The organism is Diaphorobacter sp. LR2014-1, assembly GCF_002916785.1.
In the GTDB taxonomy this organism is placed as follows: domain Bacteria; phylum Pseudomonadota; class Gammaproteobacteria; order Burkholderiales; family Burkholderiaceae_C; genus Diaphorobacter; species Diaphorobacter nitroreducens.
Window position 1 is genome coordinate 60316 of record NZ_MTBE01000001.1, and the last position, 18123, is coordinate 78438.

Consider the following 18123-nt stretch of genomic DNA (forward strand, 5'->3'; position numbering starts at 1 on the left):
CCGATAAATCAGGCGCAGCCGCTGCCAGCGCAGCAGCGGCGTACGCGAGTTGCCCAGGGCCGAATCAATGCCCCGCGCGAACGGTCTCACCCGCCTTCAGGCGATAGACGGTGCCGCAGTAAGGGCACTTGGCCTCGCCGGTACGCGCCACGTCCAGATAGACCTTGGGGTGGCTGTTCCAGAGCTTCATGCCGGCCTTGGGGCTGGGGCAATACACGCCGCCCTGGAGGTTGAGATCCTTGGCCAGCAGTTCAACGATGGCTTGTGACATGGGTTCAGACCTTGGTGAGCCAGTGGGCGTACTTGGGATTGCGGCCGTTCACGATGTCGAAGAAGGCCGATTGGATCTTCTCGGTCAGCGGGCCGCGGCTGCCGCTGCCGATCTGCACGCGGTCCAGTTCGCGGATCGGGGTGATCTCGGCGGCCGTGCCGCTGAAGAAGGCCTCGTCGGCAATGTACACCTCGTCGCGCGTGATGCGCTTTTGCACCAGCTCCAGGCCCAGGTCCTTGCAGATGTGAAACACGGTGTTGCGCGTGATGCCGTTGAGCGCGCCGGCCGACAGGTCGGGGGTGTACACCACGCCGTCCTTGATGATGAACACGTTCTCGCCCGAGCCTTCGGACACGAAGCCGGCGCTGTCCAGCAGCAGGGCTTCGTCGTAGCCATCGTCGGTGGCTTCCATGTTGGCCAGGATGGAGTTGGTGTAGTTGCTCGACGCCTTGGCCTGCGTCATGGTGATGTTGACGTGGTGGCGCGTGAAGCTGCTGGTCTTGACGCGGATGCCGCGTTGCATCCCTTCCTCGCCCAGGTACGCGCCCCAGGCCCAGGCGGCGACGATCAGGTGAATCTTGTTGCCCTTGGGCGAGACGCCCAGTTTTTCCGAGCCGATCCACGTCAGCGGACGCAGGTAGCAGGATTCGAGCTGGTTTTCGCGCACCACGGCCTTCTGTGCCTCATTCACCTCGTCCTTGGTGAAGGGGATCGTCATGCGCAGGATCTTGGCGCTGTTGAACAGGCGGGTGGTGTGCTCTTCCAGGCGGAAGATGGCCGTGCCCTGCTCCGTCTTGTAGGCGCGCACGCCTTCGAAGGCGCCGCAGCCGTAGTGCAGCGAATGGGTCAGCACGTGGATCTTGGCGTCGCGCCAATCCACCATCTGGCCATCCATCCAGATCTTGCCGTCACGGTCGGCCATGGAGGGAACAACGGGGCTCATGGAGATCCTTTTCGAGAGAACTGCGTGGGTCGCAAAGCAGGCAATTCTACGATTGGCCCGCCGGGTTGGCGGCGGCAGGCGGGCCGGCGTCCTCCTGCGGGGCGGGTCGCACCAACTCCCAGCGCACCAGGCGACCGTTGACGAACTCGCAGGTCACGTGCGACTGCGTGCCGTCGGTCCAGCGGTAGAGCTCGGGCTGCTGGCCGTCCGCCGACAGCTGCTGGCCCAGCGCACGCGTCATGGCGACCACGTGCAGCAGGTTCACACCGGCTTTCAGCTTGGCATTGAGCATTACCGCGCTGCCCACGTAGCCGATGGGGTGGTTACGGGCCTTCTGCATCACGTTCATGAGCCGCGTGTAATGCAGCAGCCCCCACATGACCAGCCCTCCGCTCACGGTGAGGATGCCCTGCGGACCATAGGCGCGGTAGGCGGCGATGACCAGGACGACGATGCCCGCTGGGATCAATATCTTGCGCAGATTCATGGCCGCATTGTCCTACGCAGCACCGCCAGCGCCGCTGTGGAAGCTGCGTAGCCCCTGCGACACGACGCGTCAGTCCAGCCCGCGCACGGCAGTCATGGCCTCGTCCACGCGCTCCACTGCGTGGATCTCCAGCCCGGCGATCGGCTTCTTGGGCGCATTGGCTTTGGGCACCACGGCCACCGTGAAGCCCAGTTTGGCGGCTTCCTTCAGGCGCTCCTGGCCACGCGGCGCGGGGCGCACCTCGCCAGCCAGGCCCACCTCGCCAAACGCGATGAAGCCCTTGGGCAACGCCTTGCCGCGCAGGCTGCTGGTGATGGCCAGCATCACGGCCAGGTCGGCCGCGGGTTCGCTGATGCGCACGCCCCCTACGGCATTGACGAATACGTCCTGGTCGGCGCAGGCCACGCCTGCGTGGCGGTGCAGCACGGCCAGCAGCATGGCCAGGCGGTCGCGCTCCAGCCCCACCGACAGGCGCCGCGGGCTGGGCCCACCGCCGTCCACCAGCGCCTGGATCTCCACCAGCATGGGCCGTGTGCCCTCCAGCGTGACCAGCACGCAGCTGCCGGGCACCGGCTCGCTGTGCTGGCTCAAGAAAATGGCACTGGGGTTCGCCACGCCCTTGAGGCCCTTCTCGGTCATGGCGAACACGCCGATCTCGTTCACGGCGCCAAAGCGGTTCTTGATGGCGCGCACCAGACGGAAGCTGCTGTGCGTGTCGCCCTCGAAGTACAGCACCGTGTCCACCATGTGCTCCAGCACGCGCGGGCCGGCCAGCGCACCCTCCTTGGTCACGTGGCCCACCAGGATGACGGCGATGCCCGTGGCCTTGGCCATGCGCGTGAGGTGGGCCGCGCACTCGCGCACCTGGGCCACCGAGCCCGGGGCGCTGGTGAGCTGGTCGGAATAGACGGTCTGGATGGAGTCGATCACGCACACCGCGGGCTGCGTGGCCTCCACGGTGGCGAGGATTTTTTCGAGTTGGATCTCGGCCAACACGTTCACCTGGCTCGCATCCAGCCCCAGCCGGCGCGAACGCAACGCCACCTGGGCGCCGCTCTCCTCGCCCGTCACGTACAGCGTGGGCAGGCCCGCGCGCTGCAGCGCGTCCATCGCCTGCAAGAGCAGCGTGGACTTGCCGATGCCCGGATCGCCGCCGATGAGCACCACTCCGCCCTCGACCACGCCACCGCCCAGCACGCGGTCCAGTTCCTCGATGCCGCTCGCCGTGCGCGCCACCTCGGTCGCCTCGATGGCGGCCAGCGGCATCACCGCCTGCGCCTGGGCCAGGCCCGCGTACTGGCCGGCCCCGCTCAGGCGGTTCTTGCCCGGTCCGGCGTCGGGCACGGATTCGATCAGGGTGTTCCACGCACCGCAGGAGGGGCATTTGCCCAGCCAGCGCGGACTGGTGCCACCGCATTCGGTGCAGGAGAAGATGGTTTTTTCTTTGGCCATGGTGGCAGGACGCAGCGTAGGCCGGCGGTGGGCCGGCGCGGGGGATCTGTCCTATCCTAACGGGCAGTGCCGCCCCGCCGGGCGAACACCGACTCAGGAAGGACCCGCCATGCCCCTGCCGACACTTCGCCCCCTGGCCGCGCCACTGCTGACCGCCTGCGCACTGGCGCTGGCCGCTTGCGACAAGAAGCCCGCCGATCCGCCGCACCTGCCCTCGGTCCCCGCCGTGCCCAAGCCCTCGGCGCCCGCCGCGCCCCTGCCCGGCGCGCAGCCGGCCAGCGTGGGCTCCTGAGTTCCTGGCGCATCAAAAAAAGGAGCTGCCAGCGCTTGCCACAAGCCACATTCAGGTACTTATTGCATCGAAATGACCTGGGATTGAGTGCAAGCCGCTCCTCTTTTTATAGATACGATCATCCATCCTCGATCACGCCCGCCGTCCATGACCTCTCTCACCCTCTACTTCACCCCCGGTACCTGCGCACAGGCCGTGCGTATTGCGCTGGAGGAAGCGCAAGCACCCTATACCCTGGTCCGCGTGGACTTCGCCAGCCAGCAGCAGCGCTCGCCCGAGTACCTCGCGGTCAATCCCAAGGGCCGCGTGCCCGCGCTGGTGACCGAGCACGGAACGCTCACCGAGACCCCCGCCCTGCTGGCCTACGTGGCGCAGCGCTTCGCGGATGCGCGCCTGGCGCCCGCCGACCCCTTCGGCTTCGCGCGCATGCAGGAATTCCACAGCTACCTGGCCTCCACCGTGCACATCGCTCACGCCCACCGCCCGCGCGCCAGCCGCTGGGCCGACGAGCCCGAGGCCCAGGCCGCCATGCAGCGCAAGGTGCCCGCCAACATGACCGAGTGCTTCACGCTGATCGAGCGCCACAACCTGGGCGACGGCCCGTGGGTGCTGGGCGAGCAGTACTCGGTGGCCGACGGCTACCTCTTCACCGTTGCGGGCTGGCTCAAGAGCGACGGCGTGGACATCGCGCAGTTTCCCAAGGTGCACGCGCACTCCCACCGCATGGCGCAGCGCCCCGCGGTGCAGCGCGCCCTGGCCTGACGCCCAGGCCCCCCCAAAAAAGGCCGGCGCCCCTTGCGAGGCCCCGGCCTGTAAAGGCCCGCAAGCGGGCCGGCTTTCATCCGTGACGGCGCATCAGTCGAAGGGCTGTGGGCGCTTGGTCGCATCGCTGGAGGGCGGCAGGATCGGCAGGGCGATCTGCGGCTGATCGCCCGTGAGCGTCTTGAGGAAGGCCACGATGTCGGCGTTCTCCTGCGCGGTGAACTTCTTGCCCAACTGGATGCGGCCCATGGTGTCCACGGCCTCGGCCAGCGTGTCGGCAGCGCCGTCGTGGAAGTAAGGGTAGGTCAGTTCCACGTTGCGCAGTGTGGGCACCTTGAAGTTGAAGCGCTCGGCATCGTTGCCCGTGACGGCGGAGCGGCCCTCGGCCGGGTTGTCCGTCTTGTATGCCTCGACCAGGCCCATCTTCTGGAAGGAGTTGCCGCCCAGGTTGGGGCCGTTGTGGCAGGCCACGCAGCCGCTGGTCTTGAAGAGCTGGTAGCCGCGCAGTTCCTGCGCCGTGATGGCCTTCTTGTCGCCCTTGAGCCATTGGTCGAAGCGCGCGTTGGGAGTCACCAGCGTTTCCTCGAACGCGGCAATGGCGGCCGTCACCTCGTCGATGGTGAGCTTGTCATGCCCGAAGACCCGTTTGAACTCCGCCACGTACTGGGGAATGGAGCGCAGCATGTCTACCGCGAGGTCATGCGAGAAGGCCATCTCGCCCGGGTTGGCGATGGGACCGCCCGCCTGCTCTTTCAGGTCCTTCGCGCGGCCGTCCCAGAACTGGGCCAGGTTGAGGCTGGAGTTCAACACCGTGGGCGAGTTGATCGGGCCTTTCTGCCATTTGTCGCCGATGGAGGTCTTGAGGTTGTCCGAGCCGCCCATGCTCAGGTTGTGGCACGAGTTGCACGAGATGAAGCCCGAGCGCGACAGGCGCGGATCGAACCACAGCTTCTTGCCCAGCGTGACCTGGGCGGGGTTGGTCACCTTGTGGGGCGCGATGGGCTGCACGGGCTCCTGTGCGCCGGCGCTGCCCATGGACAGCAGGGCCGCGGCCGAGACGATGCCCAGGAAGAACCGCGCGGCGGGACGGGAGGAGGGGGACTGGCTTTGCATAGGGGACTCCACTTCTTGTTCAGCGAACGTTCAAAGCGCTGCACGCCCGAGCACCCGGGGCGCCCCTGCGGGCCGCACAGCAGGTGTTCGCTGTAAGAGTCATTCTTCGGGAAGACCCTGAGTAATGGCTTGATGCAAAACAAAGCCAAAAACATTTTCAGCAAAATGGTCTTTCAGCAGCCCAGCGCCATCACCAAGGCATGCCGCATGGGCCGCAGGGCCCGCCAGAGGCAAGGTCAACGGCCCCGCAGCAGTTGCACCGCGTGTGGCAGCGAGCGCGCCTGCGGCAGCCAATGGTCCAGCGCCGCGCCCAGGGCCACCGCGCACAGCAGGGCGCCAAGCAAGGGCTTGCCCGTCAGGCGCCAGGCCGCGCCCAACCAGCCCGCACGCTCCGCGCCCATCAGCGCCCGTGCCGAGGCCACGGAGAACGCCAGTTCGACGGCCACGGCCAGCAGCACCTCGCTGCCAAAGTACAGCCACGCCAGCGCACCCGCCCCCCCCAGCAGCGCCACGCCCACCACGAAGATCGCCACCACCGGCACGACCACCACGGCGGCTTCGTCGGCGCTTCCCGCGGCCTCCAGCGCGCCCGAGGCCGCGTCGCCCAGATCACCGCCCCATCCGGTGCCGCCGACGCCATCTGCGGCCGGCGCGTCCCACTGCCCGGTCGCGCCCGCCCCGCCAAAGTCGCCGCCACCGCCGTGCAAAGGTGGTGCGGGGCCCTGCGGCCCGGGGCCGGCGGGCCAGCCGGCATCGGGCAGCAGGTCCAGCCCGTCGGGCGCATCACCCGCATCGCTGCGCCGGCGCAGCAGCCATGCGGCCCACAGGCGCAGCACCAGCAGATAGACCCCATATCCCACGCCCAGCGTGACCAGGTAGCGCAGCGCCAGCGACGGCATGCCCAGCGCCATCTGCGCATGGGACACCGCCCACATCACACCCAGGATCAGACTGCCGATGCACCAGCCGTGCAGCCGCAGGGCATGGCGCTGGCGCAGGCCCTCCTGCAGCCGCTGCGGCAGGCGCATGCCGCGCCACGAGGCGCCCGCGCAGCCGCGCACCCGGGCCATGGATGGAATCAGTCCTGCACCACCACGGGCACGCGCGGTGCCAGCGCGCACATCAGCTCGTAGCCGATGGTGCCGCCCGCTTGCGCTACCTCGTCGATGGGCAGCACGGCGCCGTTGGCGGCGCGGCCCCAGAGCGTGACCTCGGCCCCCAGCCCCGCGCCGGGCACGGGCGTGAGGTCCACGGCCAGCATGTCCATGCTCACGCGCCCGATGGTGCGCGTGCGCACCCCGTTCACCAGCACGGGCGTGCCGGTATCGCAGTGGCGTGGATAACCGTCGGCATAGCCGCAGGCCACGACACCGATGCCCAGCGGCCCCTGCGCCGTGAAGCGCGAGCCGTAGCCCACGGTGTCGCCCGCCTGCAGCTGCTGCACGCCGATGATGCGCGAAGCCAGCGTCATGGTGGGCTGCAGGTCCCAGTCGGCCGCGCGGCGCTCGGGATGGTCGGGCGCGCTGCCGTACAGCACGATGCCCGCGCGCACCCAGTCCAGCCGCACCTGCGCATCACCGCCGTGGCGCAGCAGCGCGGCGCTGTTGGCGATGCAGCGCTCGCCCGGCAGGTCCTGCGTGGCGGCCTGGAACGCCTGCACCTGGTGCGCGATGCCGCGCGAGCCGTCGGCGTCGCTGAAGTGGGTCATGCACGAGATCTCGTCCACCTGGGGCAGCGCGTTCAGGCGCGCCCAGGCGCTGCGGTAGCGCTCGGGCGTGAAGCCCAGGCGGTTCATGCCGGAGTTCATCTTGAGGAACACGCGGTGCGGCACCTGCGTCTTGTGCGCAGCCAGCCAGTCGATCTGCGCATCGCAGTGCACGGCATGCCACAGACCCAGGCGCGAACACAGCTCCAGGTCGCGCGGCTCGAACACGCCCTCCAGCAGCAGGATCGGGCCGCGCCAGCCGAGAGCGCGCACGCGCTCGGCCTCGGCCAGGTCCAGCAAAGCGAAACCGTCGGCGGCGCGCAGGCCTTCGAACACGCGCTCGATGCCGTGGCCGTAGGCGTTGGCCTTGACCACCGCCCACACGCGCGCATCGGGCGCGGCACGGCGCGCGCGCTCCAGGTTGTGGTGCACGGCTGCGGGGTGGATGGTCGCAAGAATGGGGCGCGGCATGGGGGTGTTTCTACGGACTGGACGGGGGCCATTCTGGCACTGGGCGCGCGGGGTCGCGTGATATAACCGCCCGTCGCTCCTCGGAGTGTTTCGAATTTTCACAGGCCATCATTCCCGCTGATGGAGCCACCAGCCACCCGATGAAGCGCGGTTTCTACACCATCATGTCGGCGCAGTTTTTCAGCTCGCTGGCCGACAACGCATTGTTCGTGACCGCGGTGGAACTGCTGCGTACGAGCGGCGCGCCGGAGTGGCAGCGCGCAGCGCTGGTGCCCATGTTCGCGCTGTTCTACGTGGTGCTGGCGCCGTGGGTGGGCGCATTCGCCGACTCCATGCCCAAGGGGCGGGTGATGTTCATCAGCAATGCCATCAAGGTGGTGGGCTGCCTGATGATGCTGTTCGGCCACCACCCGCTGCTGGCCTACGCCGTGGTGGGCCTGGGCGCGGCGGCGTATTCGCCGGCCAAGTACGGCATCCTCACCGAGCTGCTGCCCGCATCCCAACTCGTGAAAGCCAACGGCTGGATCGAGGGGCTGACCATCGCCTCCATCATCCTGGGCGTGCTTGTGGGCGGCCAATTGGTCGCACCCCACATCGCCAGCCATCTGCTGGCGCTGGACATGCCGGGCATCGATCTGGGCATCGACCTCGCGGCCGAAGCCGCCATCCTGGCGCTGGTGCCGGTGTACATGCTGGCGGCGTGGTTCAACCTGCGCATCCCGCACACGGGCGTGGAGATGCGCCCCCTGCCACCCAACCCGCTGGCGCTGCTGCCCGACTTCTGGACCTGCAACGCCCGCCTGTGGCGCGACAAGCTCGGGCAGATCTCGCTGTCCACCACCACGCTGTTTTGGGGGGTGTCGGGCAACCTGCGCTACATCGTGCTGGCCTGGAGCGCCGCGGCCCTGGGCTACAGCACCACGCAGGCCTCGGCCCTCGTGGGCGTGGTGGCCATCGGCACGGCCGCGGGCGCGGTGGCGGCGTCCCTGCACATGCGCCTGGACATGGCCACGCGCGTGATCCCGATGGGTATCGCCATGGGCCTGCTGGTGATCCTGATGAATGTCATCAGCAACATCTGGCTGGCCATTCCGTTCCTGATCCTGCTGGGCGGGCTGGGGGGCTTCCTGGTCGTGCCCATGAACGCGCTGCTGCAGCACCGCGGCCATAACCTGATGGGCGCGGGCCGCTCCATTGCCGTGCAGAACTTCAACGAGCAGGCCGCCATCCTGGGCATGGGGGCGTTCTACAGCCTGTCCACCAAGTTCGGGCTGTCGGCCTTCGGTGCCATCACGGCCTTCGGCATGCTGGTGGCGGGCGTGATGTGGCTGATCGGCCGCTGGCACGCGCACAACGTGCGCAGCCATCCCGAGGAAGTGGAGCACCTGCTCTCCATCGCCCGGCACGACCACCACTGAACCGGCGCGTGGGGCTACCCCGCGCAGCCCCGCGCGCCCGCCGTCGCGCCGGCACAATGCGCCGCAAAGGCTGGGCGTCTTCGCGCCTTCACCACTCTGTTTTTGATAGCTGTTTGCGCTTGCCAGATAAGCGCTACGGCCACTTTTTGCATGCAATCTCCGCTTCCCGCCCTGGCCTTGCTGTTCAACGCCTTCATCTGGGGACTGTCCTGGTGGCCGTTCCGGCAGATGCACGGCGCGGGACTGCACCCGCTGTGGGCCACGGCGCTCATGTATGGGGCCATCCTCCTTGTGCTGCTGGCGCTGCGGCCGGGCATTTCCGCGCAGCTGCGGCAGCACAAGGCCCTGTGGTTGCTGGCGCTGTGCTCGGGCCTGAACAACGTGGCCTTCAACTGGGCCATCACCATTGGCGACGTGGTCCGCGTGATCCTGCTGTTCTATCTGATGCCAGCCTGGAGCGTGCTGCTGGCCTGGCGCTTCCTGGGCGAGCGGCCCACGCCGCAGGCGCTGGCGCGGCTGCTGCTGGCCTTCAGCGGCGTGCTGCTGGTGCTGTGGCCCGCCGAGGGCGGCCTGCCGCGCCTGCTCGCCGCCCTGACGCTGGCCGATCTGCTCGCGATCCTCGGCGGCTTCACGTTTGCCGTGACCAACGTCACCCTGCGCCGCCTGCACGCCGTCCCGGGCCAGGCGCGCATGGTCGCCATGTTCGGCGGCTGCATGCTCATGGCGCTGCTGGCGGCCCAGCTGGGCCGATCCCTGGGCCTGGTGCCGCCCTTTCCACCGCTGAACGCCACCTGGGCCTGGGTGGCGGCGCTTCTGGCGGTCGTGCTGCTGATCGGCAACTGGGCGCTGCAATTTGGCGCCGCGCGCCTGGCGGCAGGGACGACGGCGATCATCATGCTGTCGGAGGTGGTGTTCGCCAGCGGCTCCTCGACGCTGCTGGGCGCGGCACAGCTGACGGGCGGGACCCTCGCCGGCGGCGCGCTGATCCTGCTGGCGGCCGGCTGGTCGGTCTGGCGGCCGCGGGTGCATGCAGCAGGCACACCCCGCGCCCCCAGTGATAAGGTGACGGACACACGACCGGAGGCCCCATGACCACTGCGTATGACTTCGACGCGACACGCATCGACGGTGCACCCCAGCCACTGAGCGACTTCCGCGGTCAGGTGCTGCTCATCGTCAACACCGCCAGCGCCTGCGGCTTCACGCCGCAGTTCACCGGGCTGCAGGCGCTGCATGAACGCTACGGGCCGCGCGGGCTGGTAGTGCTCGGCTTTCCGTGCAACCAGTTCGGCCACCAGGACCCGGGCAGCAACGACGCCATCGCGGGCTTTTGCCAGCGCAACTATGGCGTGCAGTTTCCCATGATGTCCAAGATCGACGTCAACGGCAGCGACGCGCACCCGCTGTACCGCTGGCTCACCGCCGAAGCGCCCGGCGTGCTGGGCACCAAGGCGATCAAGTGGAACTTCACCAAGTTCCTGGTCGGCCGGGACGGCCAGGTGATCCGCCGCTACGCGCCGCAGGAGGCTCCCGAGAAGCTCACGGTCGACATCGAGGCAGCGCTGGCGGCCTGAGGCCAAGCGGTTTTCACAAGCGGTCCGGCGCGACATACACGCTCCACAAAGGCCGCGGCAAGTACAGCCGCGATACCGGCCTCCGGGCCTGCCAAGACCAGCCAAGGCAGCAAGCGGGCTACGGCCCGCGGCTCTCACCGTGCCATGCTGCGTGGGTACGCCGTGGGGGGACAGGTTTGCAGCGCGCGCAGGCCCGGCGCTGGACTGCGGCCGGCGGTCAGGACGGCCCATGGCAATCCATCCCCGCAGCGGAGGAGCAAAAAAGGTCAGGAGGAGAACGCGGCGCCGTCCAGCCCCTCGGCCGGGCAGTCACGCATCCGGGCCTCGACCTGGCGCAGCAGGTCGGCCAGGGTCTTGCCGGGCTCCTGGCGGAAGCGCTCGTCCAGCACCTCGAAGGCCGCGATGCGGTCGATGCGAAAGCCCCGGAAGTCATCGCGCAGCTCGCACCAGGCCGACAGCGTCCACACCTTGCCCCAGTAGAAGCAGCCCAGCGGCCGCACGCGCCGCAGGCTGGGCCGGCCCTGCACGTCGGCGTAGTCAAGCCGCACCACGTGGCAGGACTGCACGGCCTCGCGCAGCGCCTGCAGCGCGGCCTGGGCGAGCGTATCCAGCCCCGAGCCCGGCGCGTAGAGCGCTTGCGCCTCGGCCGCCGCGCGCGCGGCGGGCGGCAGCACCGAGAGGATCTTGCCAAGCGCACCCTCGATCTCGCGCGCCATGCCGCCATCGACCCAGGTCTGCGCAAGCCGCGCGGCGGCCACGAGGGCGTTGGCCTCGCCCTGGCTGAACATCAGCGGCGGCAGCTCGAATCCCGCGCCCAGGCGGTAGCCCACGCCGGCCTCGCCTTCAATGGGTATGCCCTGGTGCTGCAGGTCGGCCACGTCGCGGTAAATGGTGCGCAGCGACACTTCCAGCCGCCCGGCGAGAAAGGCGGCCGTGGACAGGCGCCGGCCCCGGATGAGCTGGACGATCTGGAACAGGCGGTCGGCACGGCGCATGGAATCTCAGGCCACGGAAGGAATGGTCCGCATGGTACGGTGCCGGGTGCCAGGCAGGACAGCGCCCGGGCCTGCACTCAGAGCAGCACGCCGATGTGCAGGGCGACGCACTCCGGCCCCTCGTAGCATTCGAAGTCGGTGTCGAAGCGGCGCCGCACCTCGGGATGTTCCTCGAAGTAGCGCCACGCGGCGGCCCAGGCGTCGAGCACCATCTGCGGCATGGGCCCCTCGCAATGGAACACCAGATAGCTGCCCGGCTGCACCTTGATGCGGGCCGCGCCCACCGGCGGATCGGCCTGCACGGCGGCCGACACGCCGGCCGTCACGTCGAAGGCGCCATGCTGATCGGACTCATAGGCACTGTAGACGCCGTAGAGGCGCCCGTCGGCCCCGGGGCCGGGCAACTGGCGCGCCCAGCTTTCGGTGAAGAATTGGTCCCACAGTGCGCCTATGCGCGCCCGTTCGGGCTGGGCCTCGTCTCGGTTGCAGGTGCGCACGGCAACGCCCGCCACGCTGAACGCCGGCACCTGGACGGTGATTGGGATCATGGAAATCTCTCCTGAACGGAATCCAAGAACGCGCCGATGCTGCCGCCACCCTGCTGACAACGGGGTGTCAGCAGGGTGTGCGAGCCGGCGCCTCAGCGCGCCATGGCGTGCAGGCCGATGGTGTTGCCCTCGGTATCGCGCACGTGGGCGATGTACCCCATGCCCTGGGGCAGCTGCGTGCAGGCATCCACGACCTGGCCACCGGCAGGCACTACACGGGCCAAAGCCGCCTCCACGCTGGGCTCGCAGTCCAGGTAGATGCGCACGCCCGCGTCAGGCGCCGCGCGGCGCTGCGGGCCCGCCACCAGGCAGCCGCCCGTCGCGGGATCGTCCTTGGAGAACAGGGCCATGGGTTCGCCGCCGAAGTCTTCGCGGCGCATGGGGCGGTCCAGCATGCGCTCGTAAAAGGACTGCGCACGGCCGAGATCGGCGCACGGAATCTCGAACCAGTTGATGGCCTGGCTGGATGAGGGGACGGTCATGGAGGGGCTCCTTGAAAGCATGTTGCGAAGGCCTCCATGCTGCGGGGAAGCTGCTGACAGCGTCGTGTCAGCAGCCTGTCACCACCCCTCGCGCCGCGCTCAGGCGCCCGGTGCGCGGCGCTGGCGTGCCCGCTCGAGCATCTGCGCAGCCTGCCGAGCGGGCAGGCCGTACATATCGGCAAAGGCCTCGGGGGTCTGGCCGCTGGCCTCGAAGGCACGCAGCAGCGCCTCGGCCTTGGCATCGCGCTCGGCCACCTCGGCAAAGGCCTCATCGAGCAGGGCGTTGGCCTTCTCGTCGCGGCCGCGCACCAGCGCGTCATAGGCCTCGCGCGTGAGGCCGCTGGCCTCGAACGCCTGGGCAATGCGCCGGCGCAGCTTGGCCGTCAGGTCCTCGCCGTCCTGCGGCTTGCGCCGGCGGAACACCTCCAGCAGCGCGTGGTGCACATGCTCGGGCGCCATGTCCTCCACGGGCTGGCCCTGCAGGTCGTGGCGCTTCATGCCCTGGGCCACCGCATTCAGATAGCGCGTGGACCGCGTGTGGATGGAGAGGGCGAGCTTGAGCGCGTCCTTGTCGATGGCTTGCCCATGCGCGGCCAACAGGTCCTGGAAGATGCCGCGCTTGAGCGGCAGGAACTGCGCGCCGAACAAGTGCGGATACCAGCCCGCCAACTGCTCCAGCAGCGGATGCGTACGGCGGGGTGCACCCGCCGCGGGGCCGCCCTTGGCGCCGGCCTGGGGCGCATCGCCTGCGGCCTGCGCTCCCGGCTCACGCCGCCCCCCCGCGCGGCCACGGCCGCCGCGGCGATTGGCCCTGGGCGCGCGTGCGGCGCCGCTGTCAGCGGCGGGTGCCGGGCTGGCCGACGCGGGGCTCTCCGGTGTCGCATGGCCTTCGGCCGCGGGGACCGCAGCAGCGGTGGGTGGCACGCCTTCGTCGTGGATCGGAGCGGGTGCGTTCACGGTGTCGTTCATGGCTCGAAAGCGCGCGGCCGGGCCCCGAAAGCCCGCCCCGCGCGGCGGTCAAAACCCGCCATCATGCCAGCAATGCAGCGTCCAGCACCTCCACCCAGTGCTTCACGGGAATGCCCGTGCCGCTTTGCAGGTGGGTGATGCAGCCCATGTTGGCCGAGAGGATGGCCGCAGGCGGCTGCTCGGTGAAGGCCTCGCCCAGCGCGCCCAGCTTGCGGTCGCGCAGCTGGTACGACAGTTCCGGGTTGAGCACCGAGTAGGTGCCGGCCGAGCCGCAGCACAGGTGCGACTCGGTGCGCGCCACGCGCAGCTCGAAGCCCAGCGCCGCCAGGTGCCGCTCCACGCCGCCGCGCAGCTTCTGCCCGTGCTGCAGGGTGCAGGGCGGGTGGTAGGCCAGCGGCGCCGCGGGAGGCTGGATGCGCCCGCGCAGACGCTCCACCAGATCGGGCAGCAGTTCCGACAGATCGCGCGTGAGGGCGCTCACCCGCGCCGCCTTCTCGGCGTACTGCGCGTCGTTGCGCAGCAGGTGGCCGTATTCCTTCACTGTGACGCCGCAGCCCGAGGCATTCATGACGATGGCCTCCACCTCGCCGCGTTCCACGTAGGGCCACCAGGCGTCGATGTTGGCGCGCATCTGGGCGAGGCCCCCTTCCTGATCGTTCAGGTGGAACTTGACCGCGCCGCAGCAGCCCGCCTCGCGCGCCACCACGGTCTGTATGCCTGCAGCATCCAGCACGCGCGCCGTGGCATTGTTGATGTTGGGCGCCATGGACGGCTGCACGCAGCCCTCCAGCAGCAGCACCTTGCGCGCATGGCTGCGCGTGGGCCAGGCGCCGGCATCCTGGCGCGGCGGCACCTTGGCGCGCAGGCGCTCGGGCAGCAGGCCGCGCACGGCCTGGCCCACCTTCATTGCCGGGGCAAAGAGCGGCGATGGCAAGCCTTCCTTGAGCATCCAGCGGGCCGCCGCCTCGCCGCGCGGGCGCGGCACCTTTTCCTCGACGATGCGCCGGCCGATGTCCACCAGATGCCCGTACTGCACGCCGCTCGGGCAGGTGCTCTCGCAGTTGCGGCAGGTCAGGCACCGGTCCAGGTGCAACTGCGTCTTGCGCGTGGGCTCGGCCCCTTCCAGCACCTGCTTGATGAGGTAGATGCGCCCGCGCGGCCCGTCCAGCTCATCGCCCAGCAACTGGTAGGTGGGGCAGGTGGCAGTGCAAAAGCCGCAGTGCACGCATTTGCGCAGGATGGCCTCGGCCTCCTGCCCTTCGGGCGTGCCCTGGTACTGGGGTGCGAGCTGGGTCTGCATGGTGTGTCGTGGAGATCGTGGAGGGTTAGCGGCGCGCGGGGGCGTCTTCGGCGGGTGCAGGGGCGCGGCGCGCGCGCCACAGCTGGGCCAGGCGCTGGCGATCGGCGGCGAGGGGGGGCAGCGACAGCGCCAGCAGGATGGACGCCAGCGGCACCACCCAGATGAAGCCCACGTACTTGAAGCCCGCCGCGCCGACCACGCCGCCGGCCGTGAACATGCCCAGCAGGCTGGCGAACATGCGCAGGCGCGTCTTGTTGGCATGCACCTGCGACTCGCGCGGCGTGCCGCTGCGGTTCCAGTACAGGGCCTTGCCCATCTCGATGCCGAGGTCGGTGACGATGCCCGTCATGTGCGTGGTGCGGATCTGGGCCGAGGACATCTTGGTCACCACCGCGTTCTGCAGCCCCATGATGTAGGCCAGCAGCAGCACCGTGAGGGGCACGGCGAACGGCGTGCGCCAGCCCAGCGTGATGGCCCCCATCAGGCCGAACAGCAGCATCAGCACCGCCTCCAGCAAGAGCGGCAGCGCAAAGCCGCTGCGCAGGTGCTGGTGGCGCGCCCAATTGACGAGGATCGCCGTGGAGCCCGCGCCCGACATGAACGCCCACAGCGTGCCGATGGCGCTGAGCACCAGCGTCATGTTGCCCAGCACCAGGTTGTCGGCCACCAGCGAAAGGAAGCCCGTCATGTGCGAGGTGTACATGTGCACGACCAGAAAGCCCCCCGCGTTGATCGCCCCCGCGTTGAACGCCAGCAGCAGGCCCAGCGTGCGGTTGGTGACCGTGGTGCGGTGCTGCCCGGTCAGGTGGCGCAGCAGGCGCATGGCTAGGGCCTGTTCACACTATTTTTGCCAGTGCGAATGGCGTGAAAACCGCGCCAATCTAGGCGCGTGACGACGCCAAGGCCGGGGCCTTGGCTAGGAGGGCAACGACGCGTGGCGCGGTTTTCACTCCGTTCCCTCCGGGTTGCGATCAAAAAGGGCCATTCGCGGCGTTGCCAAGCCTCGCTGGGGTAGCACCCCAGCTTCGTTTGGCGCCTTGCGCCTGGCCCTTTTTGATCGCAACGCATCTGGCAAAAATAGTGTGAACAGGCCCTAGACGAGGCGCCCGGGGTTGAAGATGCCGGCCGGGTCGAACGCCTGCTTGAGCCGCTGGTGGATCGCAGCGAGCGCCGCGGAATTTGCATCAAAAATGGCTCTAGCGCTTATCCCATCTGCGCTAGCAGCTATGAATAGAGAAGCACTACCCCCCACCTCGGCGGCCAGTGCGTGCAGCGCATCGCCGTGCTGCGGCAGCGCCTGCACCCAGCGCAGGCCGCCGTGCCACTCCACCAGCGGGGGCGCCACGCCCGCGGGCAATGCCAGCACGGGCGCGGTCTGGGGAACCGACAGGCGCCACAGCGCATGGTTCGCCGCGCGCGCGGCGAACCAGGGCAGGCGCTGGTCGCGGCAAGCCTGCCAGTCGTTAGGCACGGTGGGAGCGTCTTGCAACTCACCTCCCATGCTGCGGCAGGCGGCCTGCACCGCCGCCTGCGCGCCACGCAGGCGCACGTAGAGCTGGCCGCGGCCCGCATCCTCGACCCAGCAGCTGGCGTTGAGCGGCAGCGGCTGGCCGCCCCAGGCGTTGAGGCGGCGCAGCGCCTCGGCCTGGTCGCAGTCAAAGCGCAGCGTGGCCTCGGCCGGCGGCACCGGCAGCACCTTCAGGCTGACCTCGGTGATCACGCCGAGCTGCCCCCAGGCCCCGGCCATGAGGCGCGAGACGTCATAGCCCGCCACGTTCTTCATCACCTGCCCGCCAAAGCGCAGCAGCTCGCCGCGCCCGTTGATGATCTCCACGCCCAGCACGTAGTCGCGCACCGCGCCCACGCTGGCGCGCGCCGGGCCCGACAGGCCGGCCGCCACCATGCCCCCCACGGTGCCGCCTTCGGCAAAGCGTGGCGGCTCGAACGGCAGGCTCTGGCCATGGCGCGCGAGCAGCGCCTCCAGCTCTGCCAGCGGCGTGCCGGCCAGCGCGGTCACCACCAGTTCGCTGGGCTCGTAGCTCACGATGCCGGCCAGGGGCCGCATGTCCAGCGGCTCGCCGGCATGCTGCGGCGCGCCCGGGCCATGGAAGTCTTTGGTGCCTCCGCCGCAGATGCGCACGGCGCTGCGGCGGTCTGCGCTGTCGCGCACGCGGTCGATGATCTGGCGAAGGGCTGCGTCCATCCGGCGATGGTACTGCCCTGCCCTTTCGGGCGGCCGTGGCGCAGGTTTGATTTTTTTGAACGCGCGGCGTGAATGGCGCTGGCAGCCATGCGCGCCGCAGGGGTCAGCGCTGGCCGATCTCGCACCAGGCCACGGGCAACCCCGCCACGGCCACGCGGGTGGACAGCACTTGCCCCGACTGGGGCCAGCGCGCCAGCTCATCGGCACTGCGGCCCTTGCGTGCAGAGGTGACGAACAGCGTGTGCCCGTCCGGCCCACCGACGCAGGGCATGGTGGGGCAGGACAGCGGCGTGGGCAGCTCGGCCAGCACCTCGCCGCGCGGCGACAAGCGCAGCACGCGCGCGCCCTCGTACAGCGCGCACCAGTAGGCGCCTTCGACATCCACAGCGGCACCGTCCGGGCGGCCGCCATAGGGGACTGCCTCATCGCGCGTCGCAAAGCGGTGCAACACACGCGGCGCCCCGATGGGCTCCAACTGGGCGTTGCAGTCCCACGCGCGGATGGTGTGCGAGGGCGTGTCGCTCCAATACAGCGTGCGCCCGTCCGGCGACCAGGCCAGGCCGTTGGCGGTGGCCACGCCGTCCAGCATGCGGCGCACCGTGGGAGCATCGGGGCCGCCCTGGTCCCGGCCACGCAGGTCGATGCAGTACAGCGCAGCGACGGGCTGGCGCGGGCCCTGGGCGGGCTCATGCACCGTGCCCACCCACAGGCGTCCGAGTGCGTCGCACTTGCCGTCGTTGGCACGCTCGGTCGCCGGGTCGATGGGCAAGTGCGCCAGCGTGAGGAGCGGCCCGCCCCAGCGCGGCGCGTGGCAGATCCGGTCGCGCAGCGCCACCACCAGGCCTGCGGGTGTGCCCCCCTGGCGCGCCGGCGCGATGCAGCCGGGCTCGGCCGGCAGGGGCCAGCATTGCGCATCGCTTCCGTGCGCGCCGCTGCGCCACAGCGCGCGGCCAGCGATGTCCACCCAGTACAGACGGGACTCCAGGGGGTGCCAGAAGGGAGATTCGCCGAGTTGCGCGGGCGCGGCGGCCAGGGGTGTCCAGGCAGTGTTCATGCAGGCATTATTGGCCCCGGGCCTGCGCGCCGCCCAAAGAAAAGGCCCGCCAAGGGCGGGCCCAAACACGGGACAGGGAGTTAC

At 69.6% G+C, this 18123-nt stretch carries 20 protein-coding genes; 5 read left to right on the top strand and 15 right to left on the bottom strand.

What is annotated here, in order from left to right:
• Positions 1–64 precede the first annotated feature (64 nt).
• The 4 genes from BV908_RS00320 to radA form a co-directional block, all read right to left on the bottom strand.
• Positions 65–271, bottom strand: a complete 207-nt coding sequence (locus BV908_RS00320) for a zinc-finger domain-containing protein (RefSeq protein WP_103736847.1) — start codon at positions 269–271, stop codon at positions 65–67.
• 4 nt (positions 272–275) lie between these two features.
• Positions 276–1214 (bottom strand): branched-chain amino acid transaminase, encoded by a 939-nt coding sequence (locus BV908_RS00325; protein WP_103736848.1) that lies wholly within the window; start codon positions 1212–1214, stop codon positions 276–278.
• Between the two features lie 46 nt (positions 1215–1260).
• Entirely contained in the window at positions 1261–1701 is a 441-nt protein-coding gene (locus BV908_RS00330; RefSeq protein ID WP_011803650.1) for a hypothetical protein, read from the bottom strand.
• Positions 1702–1770: 69 nt separating this feature from the next.
• Positions 1771–3153, bottom strand: coding sequence for a DNA repair protein RadA (radA, locus tag BV908_RS00335; protein ID WP_011803649.1), 1383 nt, complete (start codon positions 3151–3153; stop codon positions 1771–1773).
• Positions 3154–3262: 109 nt separating this feature from the next.
• Between radA and BV908_RS00340 the strand changes: the two genes are divergently transcribed.
• Positions 3263–3445: a hypothetical protein gene (locus tag BV908_RS00340; protein ID WP_012655300.1), complete on the top strand. Its 183-nt coding sequence runs from the start codon at positions 3263–3265 to the stop codon at positions 3443–3445.
• A gap of 147 nt (positions 3446–3592) precedes the next feature.
• A complete protein-coding gene (locus BV908_RS00345) occupies positions 3593–4207 on the top strand; it encodes a glutathione S-transferase family protein (protein ID WP_103736849.1) in 615 nt (204 codons plus the stop codon).
• A 93-nt stretch (positions 4208–4300) separates the two neighbouring features.
• On the opposite strand, the gene BV908_RS00350 is transcribed toward BV908_RS00345, so the two are convergent.
• The 3 genes from BV908_RS00350 to alr all read right to left on the bottom strand — a co-directional run bounded on the left by BV908_RS00350 (position 4301) and on the right by alr (position 7496).
• Positions 4301–5320 carry a cytochrome-c peroxidase gene (locus BV908_RS00350; RefSeq protein ID WP_103736850.1) on the bottom strand — a complete coding sequence of 340 codons (1020 nt, stop codon included), beginning with the start codon at positions 5318–5320 and terminating at the stop codon, positions 4301–4303.
• A gap of 236 nt (positions 5321–5556) precedes the next feature.
• The gene (locus BV908_RS00355) at positions 5557–6390 is read right to left on the bottom strand and encodes a hypothetical protein (protein WP_103736851.1); all 834 of its coding nucleotides are present in this window, start codon (positions 6388–6390) and stop codon (positions 5557–5559) included.
• Between the two features lie 8 nt (positions 6391–6398).
• Complete coding sequence (gene alr / locus BV908_RS00360) at positions 6399–7496, bottom strand: alanine racemase (RefSeq protein WP_103736852.1); 1098 nt, start codon at positions 7494–7496, stop codon at positions 6399–6401.
• Between the two features lie 140 nt (positions 7497–7636).
• Here alr and lplT point away from each other — a divergent pair, with 140 nt between their 5' ends.
• From lplT to BV908_RS00375, 3 genes are all read left to right on the top strand, one after another.
• Positions 7637–8914, top strand: a complete 1278-nt coding sequence (gene lplT / locus BV908_RS00365; protein WP_047350200.1) for a lysophospholipid transporter LplT — start codon at positions 7637–7639, stop codon at positions 8912–8914.
• Positions 8915–9064: 150 nt separating this feature from the next.
• Entirely contained in the window at positions 9065–10006 is a 942-nt protein-coding gene (locus tag BV908_RS00370) for a DMT family transporter (RefSeq protein WP_103736853.1), read from the top strand.
• Positions 10003–10488 (top strand): glutathione peroxidase, encoded by a 486-nt coding sequence (locus tag BV908_RS00375; protein WP_103736854.1) that lies wholly within the window; start codon positions 10003–10005, stop codon positions 10486–10488. The genes BV908_RS00370 and BV908_RS00375 overlap by 4 nt, the downstream gene beginning before the upstream one ends.
• A gap of 266 nt (positions 10489–10754) precedes the next feature.
• On the opposite strand, the gene BV908_RS00380 is transcribed toward BV908_RS00375, so the two are convergent.
• The 8 genes from BV908_RS00380 to BV908_RS00415 form a co-directional block, all read right to left on the bottom strand.
• On the bottom strand, positions 10755–11483 hold the full coding sequence (locus BV908_RS00380; protein WP_103736855.1) for a YafY family protein: 729 nt from the start codon (positions 11481–11483) through the stop codon (positions 10755–10757).
• 77 nt (positions 11484–11560) lie between these two features.
• Complete coding sequence (locus BV908_RS00385; RefSeq protein WP_103736856.1) at positions 11561–12031, bottom strand: GyrI-like domain-containing protein; 471 nt, start codon at positions 12029–12031, stop codon at positions 11561–11563.
• Positions 12032–12123: 92 nt separating this feature from the next.
• Positions 12124–12513: a VOC family protein gene (locus tag BV908_RS00390; protein WP_172751337.1), complete on the bottom strand. Its 390-nt coding sequence runs from the start codon at positions 12511–12513 to the stop codon at positions 12124–12126.
• A gap of 99 nt (positions 12514–12612) precedes the next feature.
• Positions 12613–13482 (bottom strand): ProQ/FINO family protein, encoded by an 870-nt coding sequence (locus tag BV908_RS00395; RefSeq protein ID WP_103736858.1) that lies wholly within the window; start codon positions 13480–13482, stop codon positions 12613–12615.
• A gap of 61 nt (positions 13483–13543) precedes the next feature.
• The gene (glcF, locus tag BV908_RS00400; RefSeq protein ID WP_088887896.1) at positions 13544–14782 is read right to left on the bottom strand and encodes a glycolate oxidase subunit GlcF; all 1239 of its coding nucleotides are present in this window, start codon (positions 14780–14782) and stop codon (positions 13544–13546) included.
• Between the two features lie 25 nt (positions 14783–14807).
• Entirely contained in the window at positions 14808–15605 is a 798-nt protein-coding gene (locus BV908_RS00405) for a YoaK family protein (RefSeq protein WP_103736859.1), read from the bottom strand.
• Positions 15606–15875: 270 nt separating this feature from the next.
• On the bottom strand, positions 15876–16985 hold the full coding sequence (glcE, locus tag BV908_RS00410) for a glycolate oxidase subunit GlcE (protein WP_103736860.1): 1110 nt from the start codon (positions 16983–16985) through the stop codon (positions 15876–15878).
• 103 nt (positions 16986–17088) lie between these two features.
• Positions 17089–18039 carry an SMP-30/gluconolactonase/LRE family protein gene (locus BV908_RS00415; RefSeq protein ID WP_103736861.1) on the bottom strand — a complete coding sequence of 317 codons (951 nt, stop codon included), beginning with the start codon at positions 18037–18039 and terminating at the stop codon, positions 17089–17091.
• Between the last annotated feature and the right edge of the window lie 84 nt (positions 18040–18123).

Excerpts from the sequence above, each read along its gene's own strand:
- BV908_RS00320 (WP_103736847.1), bottom strand. The coding sequence starts at position 271 with ATGTCACAAGCCATCGTTGAACTGCTGGCCAAGGATCTCAACCTCCAG.
- BV908_RS00325 (WP_103736848.1), bottom strand. The coding sequence starts at position 1,214 with ATGAGCCCCGTTGTTCCCTCCATGGCCGACCGTGACGGCAAGATCTGG.
- BV908_RS00330 (WP_011803650.1), bottom strand. The coding sequence starts at position 1,701 with ATGAATCTGCGCAAGATATTGATCCCAGCGGGCATCGTCGTCCTGGTC.
- radA (WP_011803649.1), bottom strand. The coding sequence starts at position 3,153 with ATGGCCAAAGAAAAAACCATCTTCTCCTGCACCGAATGCGGTGGCACC.
- BV908_RS00340 (WP_012655300.1), top strand. The coding sequence starts at position 3,263 with ATGCCCCTGCCGACACTTCGCCCCCTGGCCGCGCCACTGCTGACCGCC.
- BV908_RS00345 (WP_103736849.1), top strand. The coding sequence starts at position 3,593 with ATGACCTCTCTCACCCTCTACTTCACCCCCGGTACCTGCGCACAGGCC.
- BV908_RS00350 (WP_103736850.1), bottom strand. The coding sequence starts at position 5,320 with ATGCAAAGCCAGTCCCCCTCCTCCCGTCCCGCCGCGCGGTTCTTCCTG.
- BV908_RS00355 (WP_103736851.1), bottom strand. The coding sequence starts at position 6,390 with ATGGCCCGGGTGCGCGGCTGCGCGGGCGCCTCGTGGCGCGGCATGCGC.
- alr (WP_103736852.1), bottom strand. The coding sequence starts at position 7,496 with ATGCCGCGCCCCATTCTTGCGACCATCCACCCCGCAGCCGTGCACCAC.
- lplT (WP_047350200.1), top strand. The coding sequence starts at position 7,637 with ATGAAGCGCGGTTTCTACACCATCATGTCGGCGCAGTTTTTCAGCTCG.
- BV908_RS00370 (WP_103736853.1), top strand. The coding sequence starts at position 9,065 with ATGCAATCTCCGCTTCCCGCCCTGGCCTTGCTGTTCAACGCCTTCATC.
- BV908_RS00375 (WP_103736854.1), top strand. The coding sequence starts at position 10,003 with ATGACCACTGCGTATGACTTCGACGCGACACGCATCGACGGTGCACCC.
- BV908_RS00380 (WP_103736855.1), bottom strand. The coding sequence starts at position 11,483 with ATGCGCCGTGCCGACCGCCTGTTCCAGATCGTCCAGCTCATCCGGGGC.
- BV908_RS00385 (WP_103736856.1), bottom strand. The coding sequence starts at position 12,031 with ATGATCCCAATCACCGTCCAGGTGCCGGCGTTCAGCGTGGCGGGCGTT.
- BV908_RS00390 (WP_172751337.1), bottom strand. The coding sequence starts at position 12,513 with ATGACCGTCCCCTCATCCAGCCAGGCCATCAACTGGTTCGAGATTCCG.
- BV908_RS00395 (WP_103736858.1), bottom strand. The coding sequence starts at position 13,482 with ATGAACGACACCGTGAACGCACCCGCTCCGATCCACGACGAAGGCGTG.
- glcF (WP_088887896.1), bottom strand. The coding sequence starts at position 14,782 with ATGCAGACCCAGCTCGCACCCCAGTACCAGGGCACGCCCGAAGGGCAG.
- BV908_RS00405 (WP_103736859.1), bottom strand. The coding sequence starts at position 15,605 with ATGCGCCTGCTGCGCCACCTGACCGGGCAGCACCGCACCACGGTCACC.
- glcE (WP_103736860.1), bottom strand. The coding sequence starts at position 16,985 with ATGGACGCAGCCCTTCGCCAGATCATCGACCGCGTGCGCGACAGCGCA.
- BV908_RS00415 (WP_103736861.1), bottom strand. The coding sequence starts at position 18,039 with ATGAACACTGCCTGGACACCCCTGGCCGCCGCGCCCGCGCAACTCGGC.